The organism is Nocardioides pocheonensis (assembly GCF_003725535.1).
GTDB classification, from domain to species: Bacteria; Actinomycetota; Actinomycetes; order Propionibacteriales; family Nocardioidaceae; genus Marmoricola; species Marmoricola pocheonensis.
This window is the reverse complement of record NZ_RJSF01000043.1, coordinates 186,586-201,515: the sequence shown is the minus strand read 5'-3', so window position 1 is coordinate 201,515 and position 14,930 is coordinate 186,586. Positions and strand designations below refer to the sequence as shown.

At 72.1% G+C, this 14,930-nt stretch carries 19 protein-coding genes; 7 read left to right on the top strand and 12 right to left on the bottom strand.

The genetic code is table 11. The features are described from left to right. Positions 1 to 4: 4 nt before the first annotated feature. The 3 genes from EFL26_RS16930 to EFL26_RS16920 form a co-directional block, all read right to left on the bottom strand. The gene (locus EFL26_RS16930; protein WP_246000240.1) at positions 5 to 370 is read right to left on the bottom strand and encodes a hypothetical protein; all 366 of its coding nucleotides are present in this window, start codon (positions 368 to 370) and stop codon (positions 5 to 7) included. Beyond that, a complete protein-coding gene (locus tag EFL26_RS16925; RefSeq protein ID WP_123224082.1) occupies positions 367 to 1,866 on the bottom strand; it encodes a leucyl aminopeptidase family protein in 1,500 nt (499 codons plus the stop codon). Before EFL26_RS16925 ends, EFL26_RS16930 begins: the two co-directional genes overlap by 4 nt. 77 nt (positions 1,867 to 1,943) lie before the next feature. Then, entirely contained in the window at positions 1,944 to 2,111 is a 168-nt protein-coding gene (locus EFL26_RS16920) for a DUF3117 domain-containing protein (RefSeq protein ID WP_082574674.1), read from the bottom strand. 229 nt (positions 2,112 to 2,340) lie between these two features. Between EFL26_RS16920 and EFL26_RS16915 the strand changes: the two genes are divergently transcribed. Both EFL26_RS16915 and EFL26_RS16910 read left to right on the top strand, forming a co-directional pair. Further along, complete coding sequence (locus tag EFL26_RS16915) at positions 2,341 to 3,150, top strand: PaaX family transcriptional regulator (RefSeq protein ID WP_123224080.1); 810 nt, start codon at positions 2,341 to 2,343, stop codon at positions 3,148 to 3,150. After that, the gene (locus EFL26_RS16910) at positions 3,147 to 3,944 is read left to right on the top strand and encodes an enoyl-CoA hydratase-related protein (protein WP_123224079.1); all 798 of its coding nucleotides are present in this window, start codon (positions 3,147 to 3,149) and stop codon (positions 3,942 to 3,944) included. The genes EFL26_RS16915 and EFL26_RS16910 overlap by 4 nt, the downstream gene beginning before the upstream one ends. A gap of 84 nt (positions 3,945 to 4,028) precedes the next feature. On the opposite strand, the gene EFL26_RS16905 is transcribed toward EFL26_RS16910, so the two are convergent. The 6 genes from EFL26_RS16905 to EFL26_RS24780 all read right to left on the bottom strand — a co-directional run bounded on the left by EFL26_RS16905 (position 4,029) and on the right by EFL26_RS24780 (position 8,145). Continuing rightward, a complete protein-coding gene (locus EFL26_RS16905; protein ID WP_123224078.1) occupies positions 4,029 to 4,814 on the bottom strand; it encodes a M14 family zinc carboxypeptidase in 786 nt (261 codons plus the stop codon). Further along, positions 4,814 to 5,230 carry a hypothetical protein gene (locus tag EFL26_RS16900; protein ID WP_123224077.1) on the bottom strand — a complete coding sequence of 139 codons (417 nt, stop codon included), beginning with the start codon at positions 5,228 to 5,230 and terminating at the stop codon, positions 4,814 to 4,816. Before EFL26_RS16900 ends, EFL26_RS16905 begins: the two co-directional genes overlap by 1 nt. Beyond that, the gene (locus EFL26_RS16895) at positions 5,227 to 5,505 is read right to left on the bottom strand and encodes a DivIVA domain-containing protein (RefSeq protein ID WP_123224076.1); all 279 of its coding nucleotides are present in this window, start codon (positions 5,503 to 5,505) and stop codon (positions 5,227 to 5,229) included. The genes EFL26_RS16900 and EFL26_RS16895 overlap by 4 nt, the downstream gene beginning before the upstream one ends. A gap of 25 nt (positions 5,506 to 5,530) precedes the next feature. Continuing rightward, positions 5,531 to 6,310: an LOG family protein gene (locus tag EFL26_RS16890; RefSeq protein ID WP_123224075.1), complete on the bottom strand. Its 780-nt coding sequence runs from the start codon at positions 6,308 to 6,310 to the stop codon at positions 5,531 to 5,533. Next, on the bottom strand, positions 6,307 to 7,368 hold the full coding sequence (gene dapE / locus EFL26_RS16885) for a succinyl-diaminopimelate desuccinylase (protein WP_246000239.1): 1,062 nt from the start codon (positions 7,366 to 7,368) through the stop codon (positions 6,307 to 6,309). Before dapE ends, EFL26_RS16890 begins: the two co-directional genes overlap by 4 nt. Positions 7,369 to 7,452: 84 nt before the next feature. After that, complete coding sequence (locus tag EFL26_RS24780) at positions 7,453 to 8,145, bottom strand: VOC family protein (protein WP_123224074.1); 693 nt, start codon at positions 8,143 to 8,145, stop codon at positions 7,453 to 7,455. Between the two features lie 34 nt (positions 8,146 to 8,179). Between EFL26_RS24780 and EFL26_RS16875 the strand changes: the two genes are divergently transcribed. From EFL26_RS16875 to EFL26_RS16860, 4 genes are all read left to right on the top strand, one after another. Next, positions 8,180 to 9,199, top strand: a complete 1,020-nt coding sequence (locus EFL26_RS16875) for a M48 family metallopeptidase (protein WP_123224073.1) — start codon at positions 8,180 to 8,182, stop codon at positions 9,197 to 9,199. A 45-nt stretch (positions 9,200 to 9,244) separates the two neighbouring features. After that, a complete protein-coding gene (dapD, locus tag EFL26_RS16870) occupies positions 9,245 to 10,201 on the top strand; it encodes a 2,3,4,5-tetrahydropyridine-2,6-dicarboxylate N-succinyltransferase (protein ID WP_123224072.1) in 957 nt (318 codons plus the stop codon). Between the two features lie 31 nt (positions 10,202 to 10,232). Continuing rightward, a complete protein-coding gene (locus EFL26_RS16865; protein WP_123224071.1) occupies positions 10,233 to 11,057 on the top strand; it encodes a hypothetical protein in 825 nt (274 codons plus the stop codon). 138 nt (positions 11,058 to 11,195) lie between these two features. Then, a complete protein-coding gene (locus tag EFL26_RS16860) occupies positions 11,196 to 11,450 on the top strand; it encodes a hypothetical protein (protein ID WP_123224070.1) in 255 nt (84 codons plus the stop codon). Here EFL26_RS16860 and dapC read toward each other — a convergent pair. Together dapC and fdxA are read right to left on the bottom strand one after the other, a co-directional pair. Next, positions 11,447 to 12,568 (bottom strand): succinyldiaminopimelate transaminase, encoded by a 1,122-nt coding sequence (gene dapC, locus EFL26_RS16855; RefSeq protein WP_123224069.1) that lies wholly within the window; start codon positions 12,566 to 12,568, stop codon positions 11,447 to 11,449. The genes EFL26_RS16860 and dapC overlap by 4 nt on opposite strands. Then, positions 12,565 to 12,891 (bottom strand): ferredoxin, encoded by a 327-nt coding sequence (gene fdxA / locus EFL26_RS16850; protein ID WP_123224068.1) that lies wholly within the window; start codon positions 12,889 to 12,891, stop codon positions 12,565 to 12,567. Before fdxA ends, dapC begins: the two co-directional genes overlap by 4 nt. A gap of 59 nt (positions 12,892 to 12,950) precedes the next feature. Here fdxA and EFL26_RS16845 point away from each other — a divergent pair, with 59 nt between their 5' ends. Next, positions 12,951 to 13,886 (top strand): GNAT family N-acetyltransferase, encoded by a 936-nt coding sequence (locus EFL26_RS16845; RefSeq protein WP_148046755.1) that lies wholly within the window; start codon positions 12,951 to 12,953, stop codon positions 13,884 to 13,886. A 141-nt stretch (positions 13,887 to 14,027) separates the two neighbouring features. Here the strand turns inward: EFL26_RS16845 and mshB are convergent, their stop codons facing one another. Beyond that, positions 14,028 to 14,930 carry an N-acetyl-1-D-myo-inositol-2-amino-2-deoxy-alpha-D-glucopyranoside deacetylase gene (gene mshB / locus EFL26_RS16840; RefSeq protein WP_123224066.1) on the bottom strand — a complete coding sequence of 301 codons (903 nt, stop codon included), beginning with the start codon at positions 14,928 to 14,930 and terminating at the stop codon, positions 14,028 to 14,030.

Genomic DNA, 14,930 nt, shown 5'->3' with positions numbered 1-14,930 from the left:
CCGGTCAGCCGCCGACCGCGTAGCGAGCGGGAGCGGCGAACCCTGCCCCGCCCTCGGCGACCGCGACGATGCTGCACGGCTCGATGAGGATCGGGGCCGACCCGACCAGCTGCGAGCCCGGCGACTCGGCGGCGGTCGCCGTGAAGGCGGTCTCGAACGCGTCGCGCGCGGCCTCGTCGACGAAGACGTAGCACCCCTCGAACCACTCGCGCGGGCGCATCCGCCAGGTCTTGAAACGGAGCCCGGCCATGCCCGTGAACCGCGCGTGCGAGGTCCTCTCGACGTACGCGGCCAGGGCCTCCTCGGCGCCGTCGGGCGCGTCGGCGAGGGACCAGCGCACGGTGAGCCCGGGCATCGGGGTGGCGGTCATGTGCGAACTCCTTCCAGGGGCTGGGCCGAGCCCAGCCAGTGCAGCAGCAGGCGGGCTCCGAAGCCGGTCGGGCCCTTGGTCCACTCAAAGTTCTCCCGGACCGAGTCGCCCACCGAGGCGATGTCGAGGTGCGCCCACGGCAGGCCACCGGTGAAGTGCTGGAGGAAGAGGGCGGCCGAGATCGCCTGCGCCTGGCGCGGCGCGTTGTCGGCGTCGGCGACCTTCGACTCGAGCAGCGGTTCGTAGACCTCGGCCAGCGGCATCCGCCACATCCGCTCACCGGAGGACACCGCGGCCGCGTCGATCAGGGCGGCGACCGCGTCGTCGGTGGCGAAGTACCCACCGGTGCTCAGCCCGAGGGCCACCTTCATCGCGCCGGTCAGGGTGGCGACGTCGACGAGGAGGTCGGGGCGCAGCTTCGTCGCGGCGTACTGCAGCGCGTCGGCGAGCACGAGCCGGCCTTCGGCGTCGGTGTTGGTGACCTCGGTGGTGCGGCCGCCCCAGTGCCGGATCACGTCGCCGGGGCGGAGGGCGCTGCCGCCGATCGCGTTCTCGGCGATCGCCATCAGGCCGGTCACGCGGACCTGCGAGCCGACCGCGCCCAGCGCGCACAGGGTCGCGGCGACCACTCCGGCGCCGGTCATGTCGCGCTTCATGTTCACCATGCTCTCGCCGGGCTTGATCGAGAGCCCGCCGGTGTCGAACGTGATTCCCTTGCCGACCAGGACGACGTGCGGGACCCGCCTCGACCGGCGCGGGGTGTACTCCAGCTGGACCAGCCGGGGTGGGGTCGCGGAGGCCTGCCCGACCGCGACGATGCCACCGAAGCCCTCCTTGCGCAGCTGCTCGTCGTCCCAGACGCGGGTCTGGAGCCCGGCCGCCTCGCCCATCCGGACGATCTCGTCGGCGAGCCAGGCCGGCGACTTGATGTTCGACGGCACGGCCGCGAGCCGCCTGGCTTCCCAGCCGGCCCGCGCGATCGCCTCGGCGCGCTCGAGCACCGCGGCCTCGACGCGGGGCCCGGACGCCAGCAGGATGCGGGCGACCGCGGGGTCCGGTGAGCCGGGGCCGCCCGGCGTGCGCAGCGAGTAGGTGAAGGCGCCCAGCACGGCGCCGGCGACGAACGCGGTCAGGCCGTCCTCGTCCGCGACGGCCTGCACCGCCGAGGCCACGGCGTCGCAGCCCCGCGTGGCCCGCGCCAAGGATGCCCCGGCGCGACGCAGTGCCGTCGGCCCGGTGTCCCCGACGCCGACGACGTGGACGACGTACCCGGGCAGCGAGAGCGTGGTGAGGTCGCCCGCCCGTGCGCCGGGCCCCAGCGGCTCGAGCAGCTCGAGCAGGTCGAGGTCGAGGTCCTCGGCGAGCTCCGCGGCACCGGGACCGAGCTCGAGCTCGCCGTCGTCGTCGAGGAGCGCCAGAGCCAGCACCGGTACGCCGGTGCGCGACGGTGCCTCCTCGCTCTGGGAGAACGCCGGGGGCGAGAAGGCGGGCGGCATCGGCACGGAGCGACCTTACGCGAAGGCCCCGCCGACCGGATGCGGTGGCGGGGCCTTCGTGATGCCTGGGGGCGGCGTCAGCCGACCACGTCCTTGAGTGCGTCGCCGAGTGCGCCGGCTTCCTCCGCGTTGAGCTCGACCACCAGTCGACCACCGCCTTCGAGCGGGACCCGCATCACGATGCCGCGCCCCTCCTTGGTGACCTCGAGCGGCCCGTCGCCGGTCCGCGGCTTCATCGCCGCCATGCGCACACCTCTTCCTTTGCGAGAATCCGAGCGCCGCTTCAAGACGTATGACGCTGCCGAGGTCATTATTCCCCATGACCGCCGACGGCGGACAATCCGCGGAAAGTGCGCCCGGCGAGGCACGGCCGCTGCTACGGGCGTTCGTGGTAGTCCGCGGCCGCGGAGCGCCCGGGCCCGCACCGGTAGCCGTCGCCCGATCCGATCCGCCCGCGTGCGGCAGACTCGGGCTGTGCATGCCCGCTCCGCGCTGTTCGACCTGTACGGCGACCACCTCCTCGGCCGCGGCGGAAGCGCGCCCGTCGCGGCGCTGATCCGGCTGCTCGAGCCGCTCGGGATCCGGGCGGCCGCGGTGCGGACCGCCGTGTCCCGCATGGTCGCGCAGGGGTGGCTCGCACCCGTGGAGCTCGAGGTGGCCGGGACCTCGGTCCCGGGCTACGCGGTCACCGACCGGGCCCGCGTGCGGCTGGACCACGCCGGCGCCCGTATCTACCGCACCGATCACACCGACTGGGACGGCCGCTGGCACCTGCGCGTGCTGTCGCCGATCGCGGACCGGAGCCGACGCGAGCGGGTCCGCAGCCAGCTCCGCTTCCTGGGCCTCGCGCCGATCAGCGACAGCACCTGGGTCAGCCCGCACGCCTCCGAGGAGGTCGACCGGCTCCTCGCCGACGAGGGCATCTCGGCGGTGTGCCTCAGCAGCGCCGACGTCGGTCCGCTGCCGCGGCTGCTGGAGGCCTTCGACGTCACGGCGCTCGCCGAGAGCTACGAGGCGTGGCTGACCGTGGCGACCCGACTGGTCGGCAGGGCGGGTCCCGGGGCGGACCCGGTCACCGCGTTCGTCGTACGGTCCGAGCTGCTGCACAGCTGGCGCAAGTTCCTCTTCAGCGACCCGGGGCTGCCGCCCGCGTTGCTGCCCCCCGACTGGCCCGGTCGACGTGCTGCGGCATTCTTCGACGAGCACGCCGCCCGACTCCTCCCCGCAGCCACCCGGTTCATCGACCAGTGCCTGACCCCGACCGAAGCAGGAGCCCGCACATGACCGACCCGCAGCCCGTGACCTACGACCTCACCGAGGGCGTCGCGACGATCACCCTCAACCGGCCCGAGGCGATGAACAGCCTGGACATCGCCACCAAGGAGCTGCTCCGGGACACCGTGGTCGAGGCGGCCGAGGACGACGCCGTCCGCTGCGTGGTGCTCACCGGCACCGGCCGGGCCTTCTGCGTCGGCCAGGACCTCAAGGAGCACGTGCAGCTGCTCGAGAGCGGCGGCTCCGACCAGCTGTTCACGACGGTCGAGAAGCACTACAACCCGACCGTGACGGCGCTCGCGACCATGCCGAAGCCGGTGATCGCCGCGATCAACGGAGTGGCCGCCGGCGCCGGTGCGAGCCTGGCGTTCGCCTGCGACCTGCGCGTGGTGGCCGAGTCGGCAGGGTTCAACCTCGCCTTCCCCGGCGTCGCGCTCTCCTGCGACACCGGCGCGTCCTGGACCCTCCCTCGTCTGGTCGGCCGGGCCAAGGCGATCGAGCTGCTGTACTTCCCCAGCACGATCGACTCGGGCAAGGCCCTCGAGCTCGGGTTGGCCACGTCCGTCGTACCGGACGCCGACCTGGTCACCGAGGTCACCACCCTCGCCGCGACCCTCGCCTCCGGCCCCACCCTGTCCTACGCGTCCATGCGCCAGTCGGTGAACTTCTCCAGCACCCACGACCTCGTCGAGTCGCTCGACTTCGAGCGGGACAAGATGAACCTCACCGGCGCCTCCGAGGACCACCGCAACGCCGTCGCCGCCTTCCTCGCCAAGGAGAAGCCCACCTTCCACGGCCGTTGAGTGGGGCGTTTGTCCCCGGTCAGTGGGGAGTTCGTTCCGCGGAACGAGCACGAACACCCCACTCAAGGGGTACGAACCCCCAACTCAACGAGTGGCGCCGACGGAGCGGAGGAGGCCGCGGGGGCCGGTGCGGTACTTCTGCCGGAAGGTCAGGTGGTGGGCGTACTCGACGGTGATCGCGGCTCCGGGGAGGGTCTGGTTGAACCACTGGGTCATCGTGCCGTGGCAGCCGTTGTTGCAGTTGAACCGCTTCCGCGGGAGGCGGAGGTAGCGGCTCAGGCGGCGGCCGAGCGCGCGGGTCTTGGAGAACGACGTGTCCACACCGAACAGCGGCTGGTGGAAGCTCACGACGTACGCCGGCCGGATCTCCGCCAGGAAGGCCATCATCGCCTGGGTCTCCGGCTCCGAGGCGGGCCGCGGGCCGGAGTAGAAGCTGCCGCCCTGCCGGATCCAGTGCACCGGGAAGTTGCGGTTCAGGTCGACGCCGTGGGCGTTGCGGCGCGTGTGCCGGTGCACGCCGTCGGGGTTCATGAACGGCACCACCCAGACGTCGGCGCCCATGATCGTCCGGCCGTCGCGCAGGTTCTGCAGGATCCGCGACGGCTGGGCCTCGTCACCGTGCATCGCCCCGATGAACACCGCCTTCACCGGAGACGCCGGGTCGCCGAGGTGCCAGGCGCGGATCGGCCGGCCCAGGACGCTGTGCCCGATGACCCGCTCCTCGAGCACCGCGCCCGCCGACGACGACACCGTCGACGCCACGGCTGCGTGAGGGTGCAGGCCCTGCGCGTCGGCGGCGGGCGCGAGCCCGGCCGCTGGGACGAGCAGGATCGTCAGGACGAAGGACAGCACACCCGAGAGGCGGGGCATCAGGACAGTCTGCCCGCCACCAAGAGGTAGGTCCACACGATCGAGCCGACCAGCAGCCCCACGTGACCGAGCACCGACAGGCCGGGCCCCTCGCCCCACGAGTCGGCCGCGGGACCCGACGCGTGCCGTCCGCGCGCGGGCAGCCAGCGCATGAGGACAAGCAGGCCGGCCGCGTTGGTCACCCACCAGCAGGCGAGGCCGGCGTACCCGATCGCCGTGCTGACGTGGGCGAACAGGAAGGTGCCCCAGAGCCCGAGTGCGAGCACCCCGAAGACCGTGTGCACGTTCACCAGCTGGCGAGGGATGTCCAGCCGTCCGGCGGCCTCCTCCTCGCGGCTGGTCATCCGCACCCGGGTCAGCACGACGACCACGGCCGCGAGGGCAGTGAGCACGAAGGCGATGCGTTCGGGAGTCACGGGCTCAGTGTGCCCGAACCGGACTCCTGAGGGGGGGATGCGTCGAGCTGTGCCGCGAGCCTTTCGAGCAGCGCGTCGACCTCGCTGGCGCGGTAGCCGCGGACCGCCGTGGAGAACCGCACCGCCCTCAGGTCGTCGCCGGTCAGTGGCCGGTCGGTCGGTACGACGGCGTCGGGCCGGTCGTCGTACGCCGGTGCGAGCGGAGCGCCCTGACCGGAGGCGACGACCGCGACCCCGCCGATCGCGAGCACGATGAGGACGGCGAAGAACCACATCACGGCCGCACCATCTCCTCCCGGCTCACCGGGCGGCCGCCATGATCGCGACCGCCTCGTCCACGTCGTCGGTCAGCTGCAGCATGTCCACGTCGGTCTGGCTGATCTTGCCCTCGCCCAGGACCGTGCCGCGCAGCCAGTCGAGCAGACCCGTCCAGTAGTCGACGCCGACCAGCACGACCGGGAACGACGTGACCTTGCGCGTCTGCACCAGGGTCACCGCTTCGAACAGCTCGTCGAACGTGCCCATGCCGCCCGGCATCACCACGAAGCCCTGGGAGTACTTCACGAACATGGTCTTGCGGGCGAAGAAGTAGCGGAAGTTCACGCCGAGGTTGACGAAGTCGTTCACGCCCTCCTCGAAGGGCAGCTCGATGCCGAGCCCGACGCTGACGCCGCCGGCCTCGGCGGCACCCCGGTTGGCGGCCTCCATCGCACCCGGGCCGCCCCCGGTGATCACGGCGAAGCCCTCCCGCGCGAGCGCGGCGCCGAGCGCGACGCCCTGGGCGTAATAAGGATCGTCGCGCGGCGTCCGCGAGCTGCCGAACACCGCGATCGCCGGGCCGAGCTCGGCGAGCGCACCGAAGCCCTCGACGAACTCCGCCTGGATCCGCAGCACCCGCCACGGGTCGGTGTGCACCCAGTCGCTGGAGCCGCGCGAGTCGAGCAGCCGCTGGTCGGTGGTGGAGAGGTCCACCTGCTTGTCGCGCAGGAAGGTCGGCCCCTTGCGCTTGACCGGCCGGGCCAGGTCGTGGGCGACGTCGCCGGGCCGGTCGGGCGACTGCGCGTCGGGCCGGTCGCTCATGACGCCCCCAGCCAGGACCGCAGGGTCTGCTCGCAGCGGCGGAGGTGCTCGATCGGCACGTGCTCGTCCGCCTTGTGCGCGTACGACGGGTCACCCGGCCCGTAGTTCACCGCGGGCACGCCCAGGACGGTGAACCGGGCGACGTCGGTCCAGCCGAACTTCGGCTTCACCTCGCCTCCGACGGCCTCGACGAACGCCTTGGCCGCCGGCAGGTCGAGCCCGGGCCGCGCGCCCGGGGCGGAGTCGGTCACCGTGACGTCGTACCCGTCGAAGAAGTCGCGCACGAAGGCCAGCGCCTCCTCCTCGGTGCGATCGGGGGCGAACCGGTAGTTGACCGTGACGACGGCCTCGTCGGGGATCACGTTCGTGGCGACCCCGCCGCTGATCAGCACGGCGTTGAGGCCCTCGTGGTACTCGAGGCCGTCGACGACCGGCCGGCGCGCGTCGTACGCCTCGAGCCGGCGCAGCACCTCGCCCGCCCGGTGGATCGCGTTGACGCCCTTCCAGGACCGCGCGGAGTGCGCCCGCTCGCCGTGGGTGCGCACCTCGACCCGCAGGGTGCCCTGGCACCCGGCCTCGATCGCGGCGTCGGAGGGCTCCATCAGGATCGCGAAGTCCGCCTCGACCAGGTCGGGGCGCTCCTCGGCGATCCGGCGGAGACCGTTGTGCACGGCCTCGATCTCCTCGCAGTCGTAGAAGACATAGGTGATGTCACGGTTCGGGTCCCGCACGCCGGCCGCGAGCTTGAGGGCGACCGCGACGCCGCCCTTCATGTCGCAGGTGCCCAAGCCGTGCAGCATCGTGCCGTCGTTGCGCACGGGGAGGTTGTCGTTGAGGGGAACCGTGTCGATGTGCCCGGCGATCACGACGCGCTCGCCGCGGCCGAGGTCCGTGCGCGCCACGAGCGAGTTGCCCAGGCGGGTCACCTCGAGGTGGTCGCACGCCCGCAGGGCGGCCTCGATCGCGTCGGCGAGTGCCTGCTCGTTGCGGCTGACCGACTCGACGTCGACCACGGCCTCGGTCAGCGCGACGACGTCGGTGGAGAGATCCAGAACCATGCCCGTCATCTTGTCAGCACGGCGCGGCTGCGTGGTTTCGGCAGGCTCAACCACCCGGTGGTTGAGCCTGCCGAAACCCATCGACTACTGCTCGGGGAAGGGGAAGGCGCAGAACTCGTTGCCCTCGGGGTCGGCGAGCACGGTCCAGCGCGGCATCTCCCACAGCCGCGTGGCGCCGCGCGCCTCGAAGTCGGCGACGTCGCCGTACACGTCCCAGTGCATGCGGTTCTTGACCGTCTTCGGCTCCGGGACGGCACCGAAGACCCAGGCGTCGAAGGGCATGCCGGGCACGTCCTCCAGCCACCACCAGGTGGTGCCGTCCTTGTGCCGGAGCTCGACCCCGAACACGTCGGCCCACCAGCGCCCGATCGCCTCGGGGTCGGCGGCGTCGACGGCCAGCTCGTAGACCCGGTACGCCGGCATGCGCTCCGGCTCGCGCACGAAGCCGCACAGCACGTTGCCCTCCGGGTCGAGCATGACCGTCCACGGGTCGTCGTCGTCCTGCTCGGGGGCGACGGTCGCGCCGAGGGCCTCGAGGTCCTCGATCGAGGCCGTGTGCAGGTCGAGGTGCACGCGGTTCTTGACGGTCATCGGCTCGGGCACGCGGCAGATCGCGATGCCCATGCCCTCCTCGGAGCCGACGACGTCGCCCGGGTCGTCGGGACCGCTCCGCGTGTACTCGCAGCCGGTCGCCGCGGCCCAGAACCGGCCGACCGCCTCACCGTCGCCGTCGGTGTCGAGACAGAGCTCCTTGAACCGCGCTCCTCCGTTTCCCATGCGCCCATCGTGCCCGACCGGCACACTGGCGGGCATGTCGTCCTCGCCGACTCGGCGCCGAGTGCCGCTGCCCGAGATCAGCTCCCGTGCGTGGGAGCACCCCGCCGACCGCGGAGCGCTCGTGGCGCTGCGCAAGCTGCGCGGGTTCGACGCGGTGCTGAAGGCGATGTCCGGCCTGGTCAACGAGCGTGCGGTGCGCCTGGAGCTGCTCGGCTCGGCGATCCGCACGGACCACCGGCAGTTCCCCGCGATGAGCCGCCAGCTGGCCGAGGTGGCGGCCGTGCTCGACGCCCCGGAGGTGCCCGACCTCTTCGTCACGGCCGACCCGACGCTGAACGCCGTGACCATCGGCATGGACCGGCCGCTGATCGTGGTCAACTCCGCCCTCGTGGACCTCCTCGACGAGGAGGAGATGGCCTTCGTGCTGGCGCACGAGCTCGGCCACGCGCTCAGCGGCCACGCCGTCTACCAGACGCTGCTGCGCCGCCTTCTCCAGCTGACCGGTGTGCTGAACGCCGTCCCGCTCGGCGGACTCGGCATCCGCATGGTGGTGGCGGCGCTGCGGGAGTGGTCGCGCAAGTCCGAGCTGTCCGCGGACCGGGCCGGCCTGCTCGCGACGCAGGACCCGGCGGTGGCGTTCCGCGTGCACATGAAGCTCGCCAGCGGGGGCCACCTCGACGACCTCGACACGACGTCCTTCTTCGACCAGGGCCGCGAGTACGACGAGTCCGGCGACCTGCGCGACTCGGTGCTCAAGATGCTGCTGATCGAGAACCGGTCGCATCCGTTCGCCGTCGTACGTGCGGCCGAGCTGCGCCGCTGGGTCGACTCCGGCGAGTACACCGCGATCCTCTCCGGCACCTATCCCCGGCGCTCGGAGGACCCGGACGCCCCGCTCAGCGCCGCCGCCCAGGAGGCCGCGCAGAGCTACGCCGAGTCGTTCCGGCAGAGCCAGAACGCGCTCGGCAAGCTGGTCCACGACGTGGCCGGGCTGCTCGGGTCGGTGAAGGGATGGCTGGACGAGAACCTGCGCCGTCCGCGATCCGAGGACTGAGCCCGCCCGGTCCGGCACTCAGGCACGGTGGGTAGCCTGAGGTCCATGTCTGACTCCCCGACCGGTGCCCAGGACAGGGCGTGGGGCTTCGGTCTCGCGACCTTCGCAGACGACGGCTCGGTGCTCGACACCTGGTACCCCACCCCCACCCTGGGCGAGGCGCCCGGCGACGCGGTCGCGCCCGGTTCGCTGACCTCGCTCGAGGCGAAGGACCCCGCCCGCCGGGTGCACACCGAGGTCGTGCTGACCTCGGTCGAGCTCTCCGCTCCCCCGGCCGACGCTGCCGACGTCTACCTGCGCCTGCACCTGCTCAGCCACCGGCTGGTCGCGCCGCACCAGGTGAACCTGGACGGCATCTTCGGCCTGCTCAGCAACGTCGTGTGGACCAGCCGCGGGCCCTGCGCGGTCGCGGGCTTCGAGGAGGTCCGGGCGGCGCTCCGCGCCGACGGGCCGGTCGAGGTGTTCGGCATCGACAAGTTCCCGCGGATGACCGACTACGTCGTGCCGACCGGGGTCCGGATCGCCGACGCCGACCGGGTCCGGCTCGGCGCGCACCTCGCCGAGGGCACGACCGTGATGCACGAGGGGTTCGTCAACTACAACGCCGGCACGCTCGGTGCGTCGATGGTCGAGGGCCGGATCTCCGCGGGTGTCGTGGTCGGCGACGGCTCCGACGTCGGCGGTGGAGCGTCGATCATGGGCACGCTGTCCGGGGGTGGCAAGGAGGTCATCTCGGTCGGTCGGCGCTGCCTGCTCGGCGCGAACTCCGGCATCGGGATCTCCCTGGGCGACGACTGCGTCGTGGAGGCGGGCTGCTACGTCACCGCCGGCACGAAGGTCACCGTCCGCGACATCGACAACAAGCCGAAGGTGATCAAGGCCGCCGAGCTCTCCGGCGCGAACAACGTGCTGTTCCGGCGCAACTCCGTCACCGGCACCATCGAGGCCGTGCCGTGGCGCTCCGACGGCATCGCGCTCAACGCCGACCTGCATGCCAACTAGCGGGCGGTCTGGGCGCCGGCGGTCGGGGTTCGTGCTCTTCCTCGCCATCCTGGCGGTGGTCGCGGGCGTGACGATCGCGGTGTGGCGTGGCACCGGGCCGCTGCCCAACCCGCCGGGGTGCACCGCCGAGGTCGCGGGGCGCTCGGTCGACCTCGCGCCCGACCAGGCGCGCAACGCCGCGCTGATCGCGGCGATCGGGGTCCGCCGTGGGCTGCCGGCGCGGGCGGTGTCGATCGCCCTGGCCACGGCGTACCAGGAGAGCAAGATCCGCAACCTGGCGCACGGCGACCGGGACTCGATCGGCATCTTCCAGCAGCGGCCCTCGCAGGGCTGGGGCACCGCGGCGCAGATCAGCGACGAGTACTACACGATCAACAAGTTCTACGACGCGCTGGAGAAGATCCACGGCTACCAGACGATGCCGATCACCGTGGCCGCGCAGAAGGTGCAGCGGTCGGGCTACCCCGACGCGTACGCGGTGCACGCCCCCGACGCACGCGCGCTGGCGTCGGCGCTGACCGGCTACAGCCCCGCCGGAACCTTCACCTGCGTCGTCCGCCAGCCCTCCGGGCACGGCACCGCGGCCGCCGCCTCGTCCGCCCTGACCAAGGCGTACGGCGACCTCACCCTCGCCCGCACCGGTTCTCGGCAGGACCTGGCCGTCACCGTGGCCACCGGCCAGGACGGCAACCGGATCGGCTGGTCCGTCGCCGCGTTCCTGCTCGCCCACGCCTCCGACCTGAAGGTCACCGCGGTCTCCTACGACGGCAAGGTCTGGCGCACGGGCGACCACTCCGAGAAGGGCTGGGTGGCGTCCTCGGCGTCGCCGACCAAGGTCACCGTGTCCTTCGGCTGACGGGCCGCACGGCAGAGGCCCACGATCAGGCGCATCCCTTGGTGCCGGACCACCGGCGGCGGTCTACACCACCGGAGGCGAGGGCTGGCGCCCGTACCGGTCCGTCCGGATCATGGCGCCACAGGGGGAGGAGCCGCCATGCAGACCACGATGATCTACTCGATGGGGACCGCACTGGAACGAGCCCAGGCGAACGAGTTGTCCGTCGACATCCTGGTCAGCGGCACCTGGATCAGCGGGCAGGTCGTCGCCACCGACGGACACGGTGTCGTGATCGAGACCTCCGAGCAGGAGCACGCGGTCGCGCGGCTGGAGGCGATCAGCGCGGTCCGGGTGCACTCACCGGCCCCCTCGCGTCCGAGCGTTCCCATGCAGGCAGCGCCCCAGGTCTAACCGGCGAGGCGCTCCACCGCTGCCCCGACGCGCTCGTCGGTGGCCGTGAACGCGACCCGGACGTGCTCGCCCCCGGCGCGCCCGTAGAACGACCCGGGCGCCACCAGGATGCCGCGCTCGGCGAACCAGGACAGCGTGTCCAGGCAGGGCTCGTCTCGGGTGGCCCAGAGGTAGAGCGAGCCCTGGGAGTGGTCGATCCGGAAGCCGGCGCCCTCGAGGGCGTCCTTCAGCCACCGCCGGCGGCGGGCGTAGAGCGCCCGCTGCTCGTCGACATGGGTGTCGTCGCCGAGCGCCGCGATCATCGCGCGTTGCTGCGGGCCGGGCATCTGCAGCCCGAGGTTCTTGCGCACGGCGAGCAGCTCGCCGACCACGGCCGGGTCGCCGGCGACGAACGCGCAGCGGTAGCCGGCGAGGTTCGAGCGCTTCGACAGCGAGTGCACCGCCAGGATGCCGTCGTGGCTGCCGCCGCACACGTCGGGGTGGAGCACGGAGACGGCCGGGGCGTCGGCCTCCCAGGTGAGCTCGAGGTAGCACTCGTCGGAGATCAGCAGGACGTCCCGCTCGCGGCACCAGTCGACCACCTTGCGCAGGTGGTCGACGGGAAGCACCTTGCCGGTCGGGTTCGACGGGGAGTTCAGCCAGAGGATCCGCGGCCGCTCCGGGCCGATCGCGGTCAGCGAGTCCGCGGCCAGCACGCGCGCGCCGGCCAGCACCGCACCGACCTCGTACGTCGGGTAGGCCAGCAGCGGCTGCACGACCAGGTCGCCCGGGCCGACGCCGAGATGGGTCGGCAGCGAGGCGATCAGCTCCTTGGAGCCGATGACGGGCAGCACCGCGTCGAGGCCGAGCCCGGTCACGCCGAACCGGCGGCCCAGCCAGTCGATGCACGCCTGTCGCGTCTGCGGGAGCCCGATCGTCAGCGGGTAGCCCGGCGAGTCCGCCGCCTCGCGCAGCGCTTGCTGCACGAGGGCGGGCGTCGGGTCCACGGGCGTGCCGACCGAGAGGTCGACGATGCCGTCAGGGTGCGCTCGCGCGGTGTCGCCGTACGAGGTGATCTGGTCCCAGGGAAAGTCCGGGAGCCGGGAGGAGACGAGGTCTCGGAGGACCGGCGAGGTCACTCGTCGTGTTCTTGGGGCGGCAGCGCCGCGACCAGCGGGTGGTCCTTGTCGATGACACCCATCTTGGCGGCGCCGCCCGGGGAGCCCAGGTCGTCGAAGAAGTGCACGTTCGCGTCGTAGTACTCCTTCCACTCCGACGGGGTGTCGTCCTCGTAGTAGATCGCCTCGACCGGGCAGACCGGCTCGCACGCACCGCAGTCGACGCACTCATCCGGGTGGATGTAGAGCATCCGCTTGCCTTCGTAGATGCAGTCGACGGGGCACTCGTCGACGCAGGCGCGGTCCTTCAGGTCGACACAGGGCTGGGCGATGACGTAGGTCACCTGGATCCTCCTGGGGTACGAGTCCGGTGCGGACTTCGGCAAAGCCTAGTATCCCCGGAGTGACACAGGCAGACGGACCCGCGTTTCGACATCCGACCAGATCAGGGCTCGGCCCGCAGGTCGTCGGTCAGCGGGTCGTCGTACGCCGTGTGCTGCCCGGCAAGACCGGCCCCACGGGGGGGCCGGCGATGACCGACGTGCTCGGGATCTGCGAGTCGTGGGGCGACGGCGTCGTCGTGGTCCGTCGCGAGGACGGCACCGCGGTGGAGATCGCCACCGCCGACATCGTGTCCGGCAAGCCGGTCCCGCCCCGGCCGAGCGCCCGACTGCGCTTCTCGGTGCGCGAGTCGGAGGGGCACGCGGCACCGCTCTGGCCGGGCGTGGTCCGCGAGCCGCTGGGCGAGTGGGAGCTGCGCACCGAGCCGCAGCCGGCCGACCGGCTGCGCAAGCGGGCCAACTCGTGCCTGGCGATGGGTGACCCGGGGATGCCGCTGGACTCCGCCGCCGACGCGGTCGTGTCCTTCTACCGCGCGCACGGGCGCCCGCCGATGGTCCAGGTCGAGGCGGACTCCGACGACGAACGATGGTTCGAGAGCGCCGGCTGGCAGCCGGTGGCCGGCGGCGACGCGCTGTTCCTGGTCGGGTCGCTCTCCCGGGTCCGACGCCGGCTCGGCACCGTCGGACCGGCGGAGGCCGACGTCGAGGTCGACGTCGAGGGTCCTCGGGCGACGGCCGCGATCGCCGGCAGAGCGGTCGCGAAGGCCGCGGTGGACGGCGACTGGCTCGGCATCCACAGCCTGCACGTCGATCCGGCCGCCCGCCGCCAGGGGCTGGCGCGCGCGGTGACCGGCGCCCTCCTGGAGTGGGGCGCCGAGCAGGGCGCGCTGACGGTGTGGCTGCACGTGGAGACCGGCAACGCTCCGGCGATCGCGCTCTACGAGTCGATGGGGCTCGAGGTCCACCACGGCTGCCGGTACCTGGCCCCGGCCGGCTGAGGTCTCTGCAGGAGGTTCCTCAGCCTGCCGAAGGGCTCAACCACCCAGGGCTCCGTTGTCGGCCGACTGAGGTTTCGGCAGGAGGTTCCTGAGCCTGCCGAAGGGCTCAACCACCGGTGGTTGAGCCTGCCGAAACCACGCTCACAGCCCGGCGAACAGGTCCGTCTCGAGGCCGTCCTCGTTGAGCGGACCCCGCTCGCCCTTGGCGATCCGGTAGAACTCCAGGCCCCATGCGGTCTCGCCGACGTTGTTGGAGAGGGCGAAGAACGGGCCGTCGGTGGTGATCTGCGTGGCGTGGGCGGCGAGCGCGGCCATCTTCTGCTGGTGGTAGGCCGTCCCGTCGATCATCGCGGAGAGGTTCTCGTCGGCGGTGACGAACGGGGGCAGCGGGCCGTCGGGGTCCATGCCCTCGAACGTCGTCGTGTCGCCGGCGTCGCGCAGCAGCCGGAGCCCGGCCCGCAGGCGGCTCTCCGACATCGCACCCCAGTAGATCTTCGGGATGTCGTGGTGCTCCCCCAGGTCGCGCCGATACGACGGCACCGCAGCCAGCGACGCGGCGTACGTGGCGACCCGGTGGGCCTGGATGTGGTCGGGATGGCCGTAGCCACCGAACTCGTCGTAGGTGACCAGCACCTGCGGCCGCACCTCCCGGATCACGGCCACGAGGTCGTTCGCGGCCTCGGTGAGGTCGGCGTGCCAGAAGGCGTTCTCGTGGATGGTGTCGTCGGGGATCGCGTGGCCGTCCTCGTGCCACTTCATCCCGGAGTCGCGGTAGCGCTTGAAGCCGCCGAGGTAACGGTGGTCGGTGACCCCGAGCTCCTTCATCGCGTTGTCCAGCTCGATCTTGCGCTGGTCGGCGAGGGTGTCGTCCTTGTCCGCGGCCATGTGCTCCATCTCGGGCACGAGGATCTCGCCCATCTCGCCGCCCGTGCAGGTCACCAGGGTGACCCCGACGCCCTCCGCAACGTACTTCGCCATCGTCGCGCCCTGACCGATGCTCTCGTCGTCAGGATGCGCGTGCACGAGGAGCAGGTGCTTGTCCAT

Coding starts and splice junctions, on each gene's coding strand:
- EFL26_RS16905 (WP_123224078.1), bottom strand. CDS start 4,814: ATGCCCCGCCTCTCGGGTGTGCTGTCCTTCGTCCTGACGATCCTGCTC.
- EFL26_RS16860 (WP_123224070.1), top strand. CDS start 11,196: ATGCAGACCACGATGATCTACTCGATGGGGACCGCACTGGAACGAGCC.
- mshB (WP_123224066.1), bottom strand. CDS start 14,930: ATGGACAAGCACCTGCTCCTCGTGCACGCGCATCCTGACGACGAGAGC.
- EFL26_RS16910 (WP_123224079.1), top strand. CDS start 3,147: ATGACCGACCCGCAGCCCGTGACCTACGACCTCACCGAGGGCGTCGCG.
- EFL26_RS16920 (WP_082574674.1), bottom strand. CDS start 2,111: ATGGCGGCGATGAAGCCGCGGACCGGCGACGGGCCGCTCGAGGTCACC.
- EFL26_RS16925 (WP_123224082.1), bottom strand. CDS start 1,866: ATGCCGCCCGCCTTCTCGCCCCCGGCGTTCTCCCAGAGCGAGGAGGCA.
- dapD (WP_123224072.1), top strand. CDS start 9,245: ATGTCTGACTCCCCGACCGGTGCCCAGGACAGGGCGTGGGGCTTCGGT.
- EFL26_RS16930 (WP_246000240.1), bottom strand. CDS start 370: ATGACCGCCACCCCGATGCCCGGGCTCACCGTGCGCTGGTCCCTCGCC.
- dapE (WP_246000239.1), bottom strand. CDS start 7,368: ATGGTTCTGGATCTCTCCACCGACGTCGTCGCGCTGACCGAGGCCGTG.
- EFL26_RS24780 (WP_123224074.1), bottom strand. CDS start 8,145: ATGGGAAACGGAGGAGCGCGGTTCAAGGAGCTCTGTCTCGACACCGAC.
- EFL26_RS16890 (WP_123224075.1), bottom strand. CDS start 6,310: ATGAGCGACCGGCCCGACGCGCAGTCGCCCGACCGGCCCGGCGACGTC.
- EFL26_RS16875 (WP_123224073.1), top strand. CDS start 8,180: ATGTCGTCCTCGCCGACTCGGCGCCGAGTGCCGCTGCCCGAGATCAGC.
- EFL26_RS16895 (WP_123224076.1), bottom strand. CDS start 5,505: ATGTGGTTCTTCGCCGTCCTCATCGTGCTCGCGATCGGCGGGGTCGCG.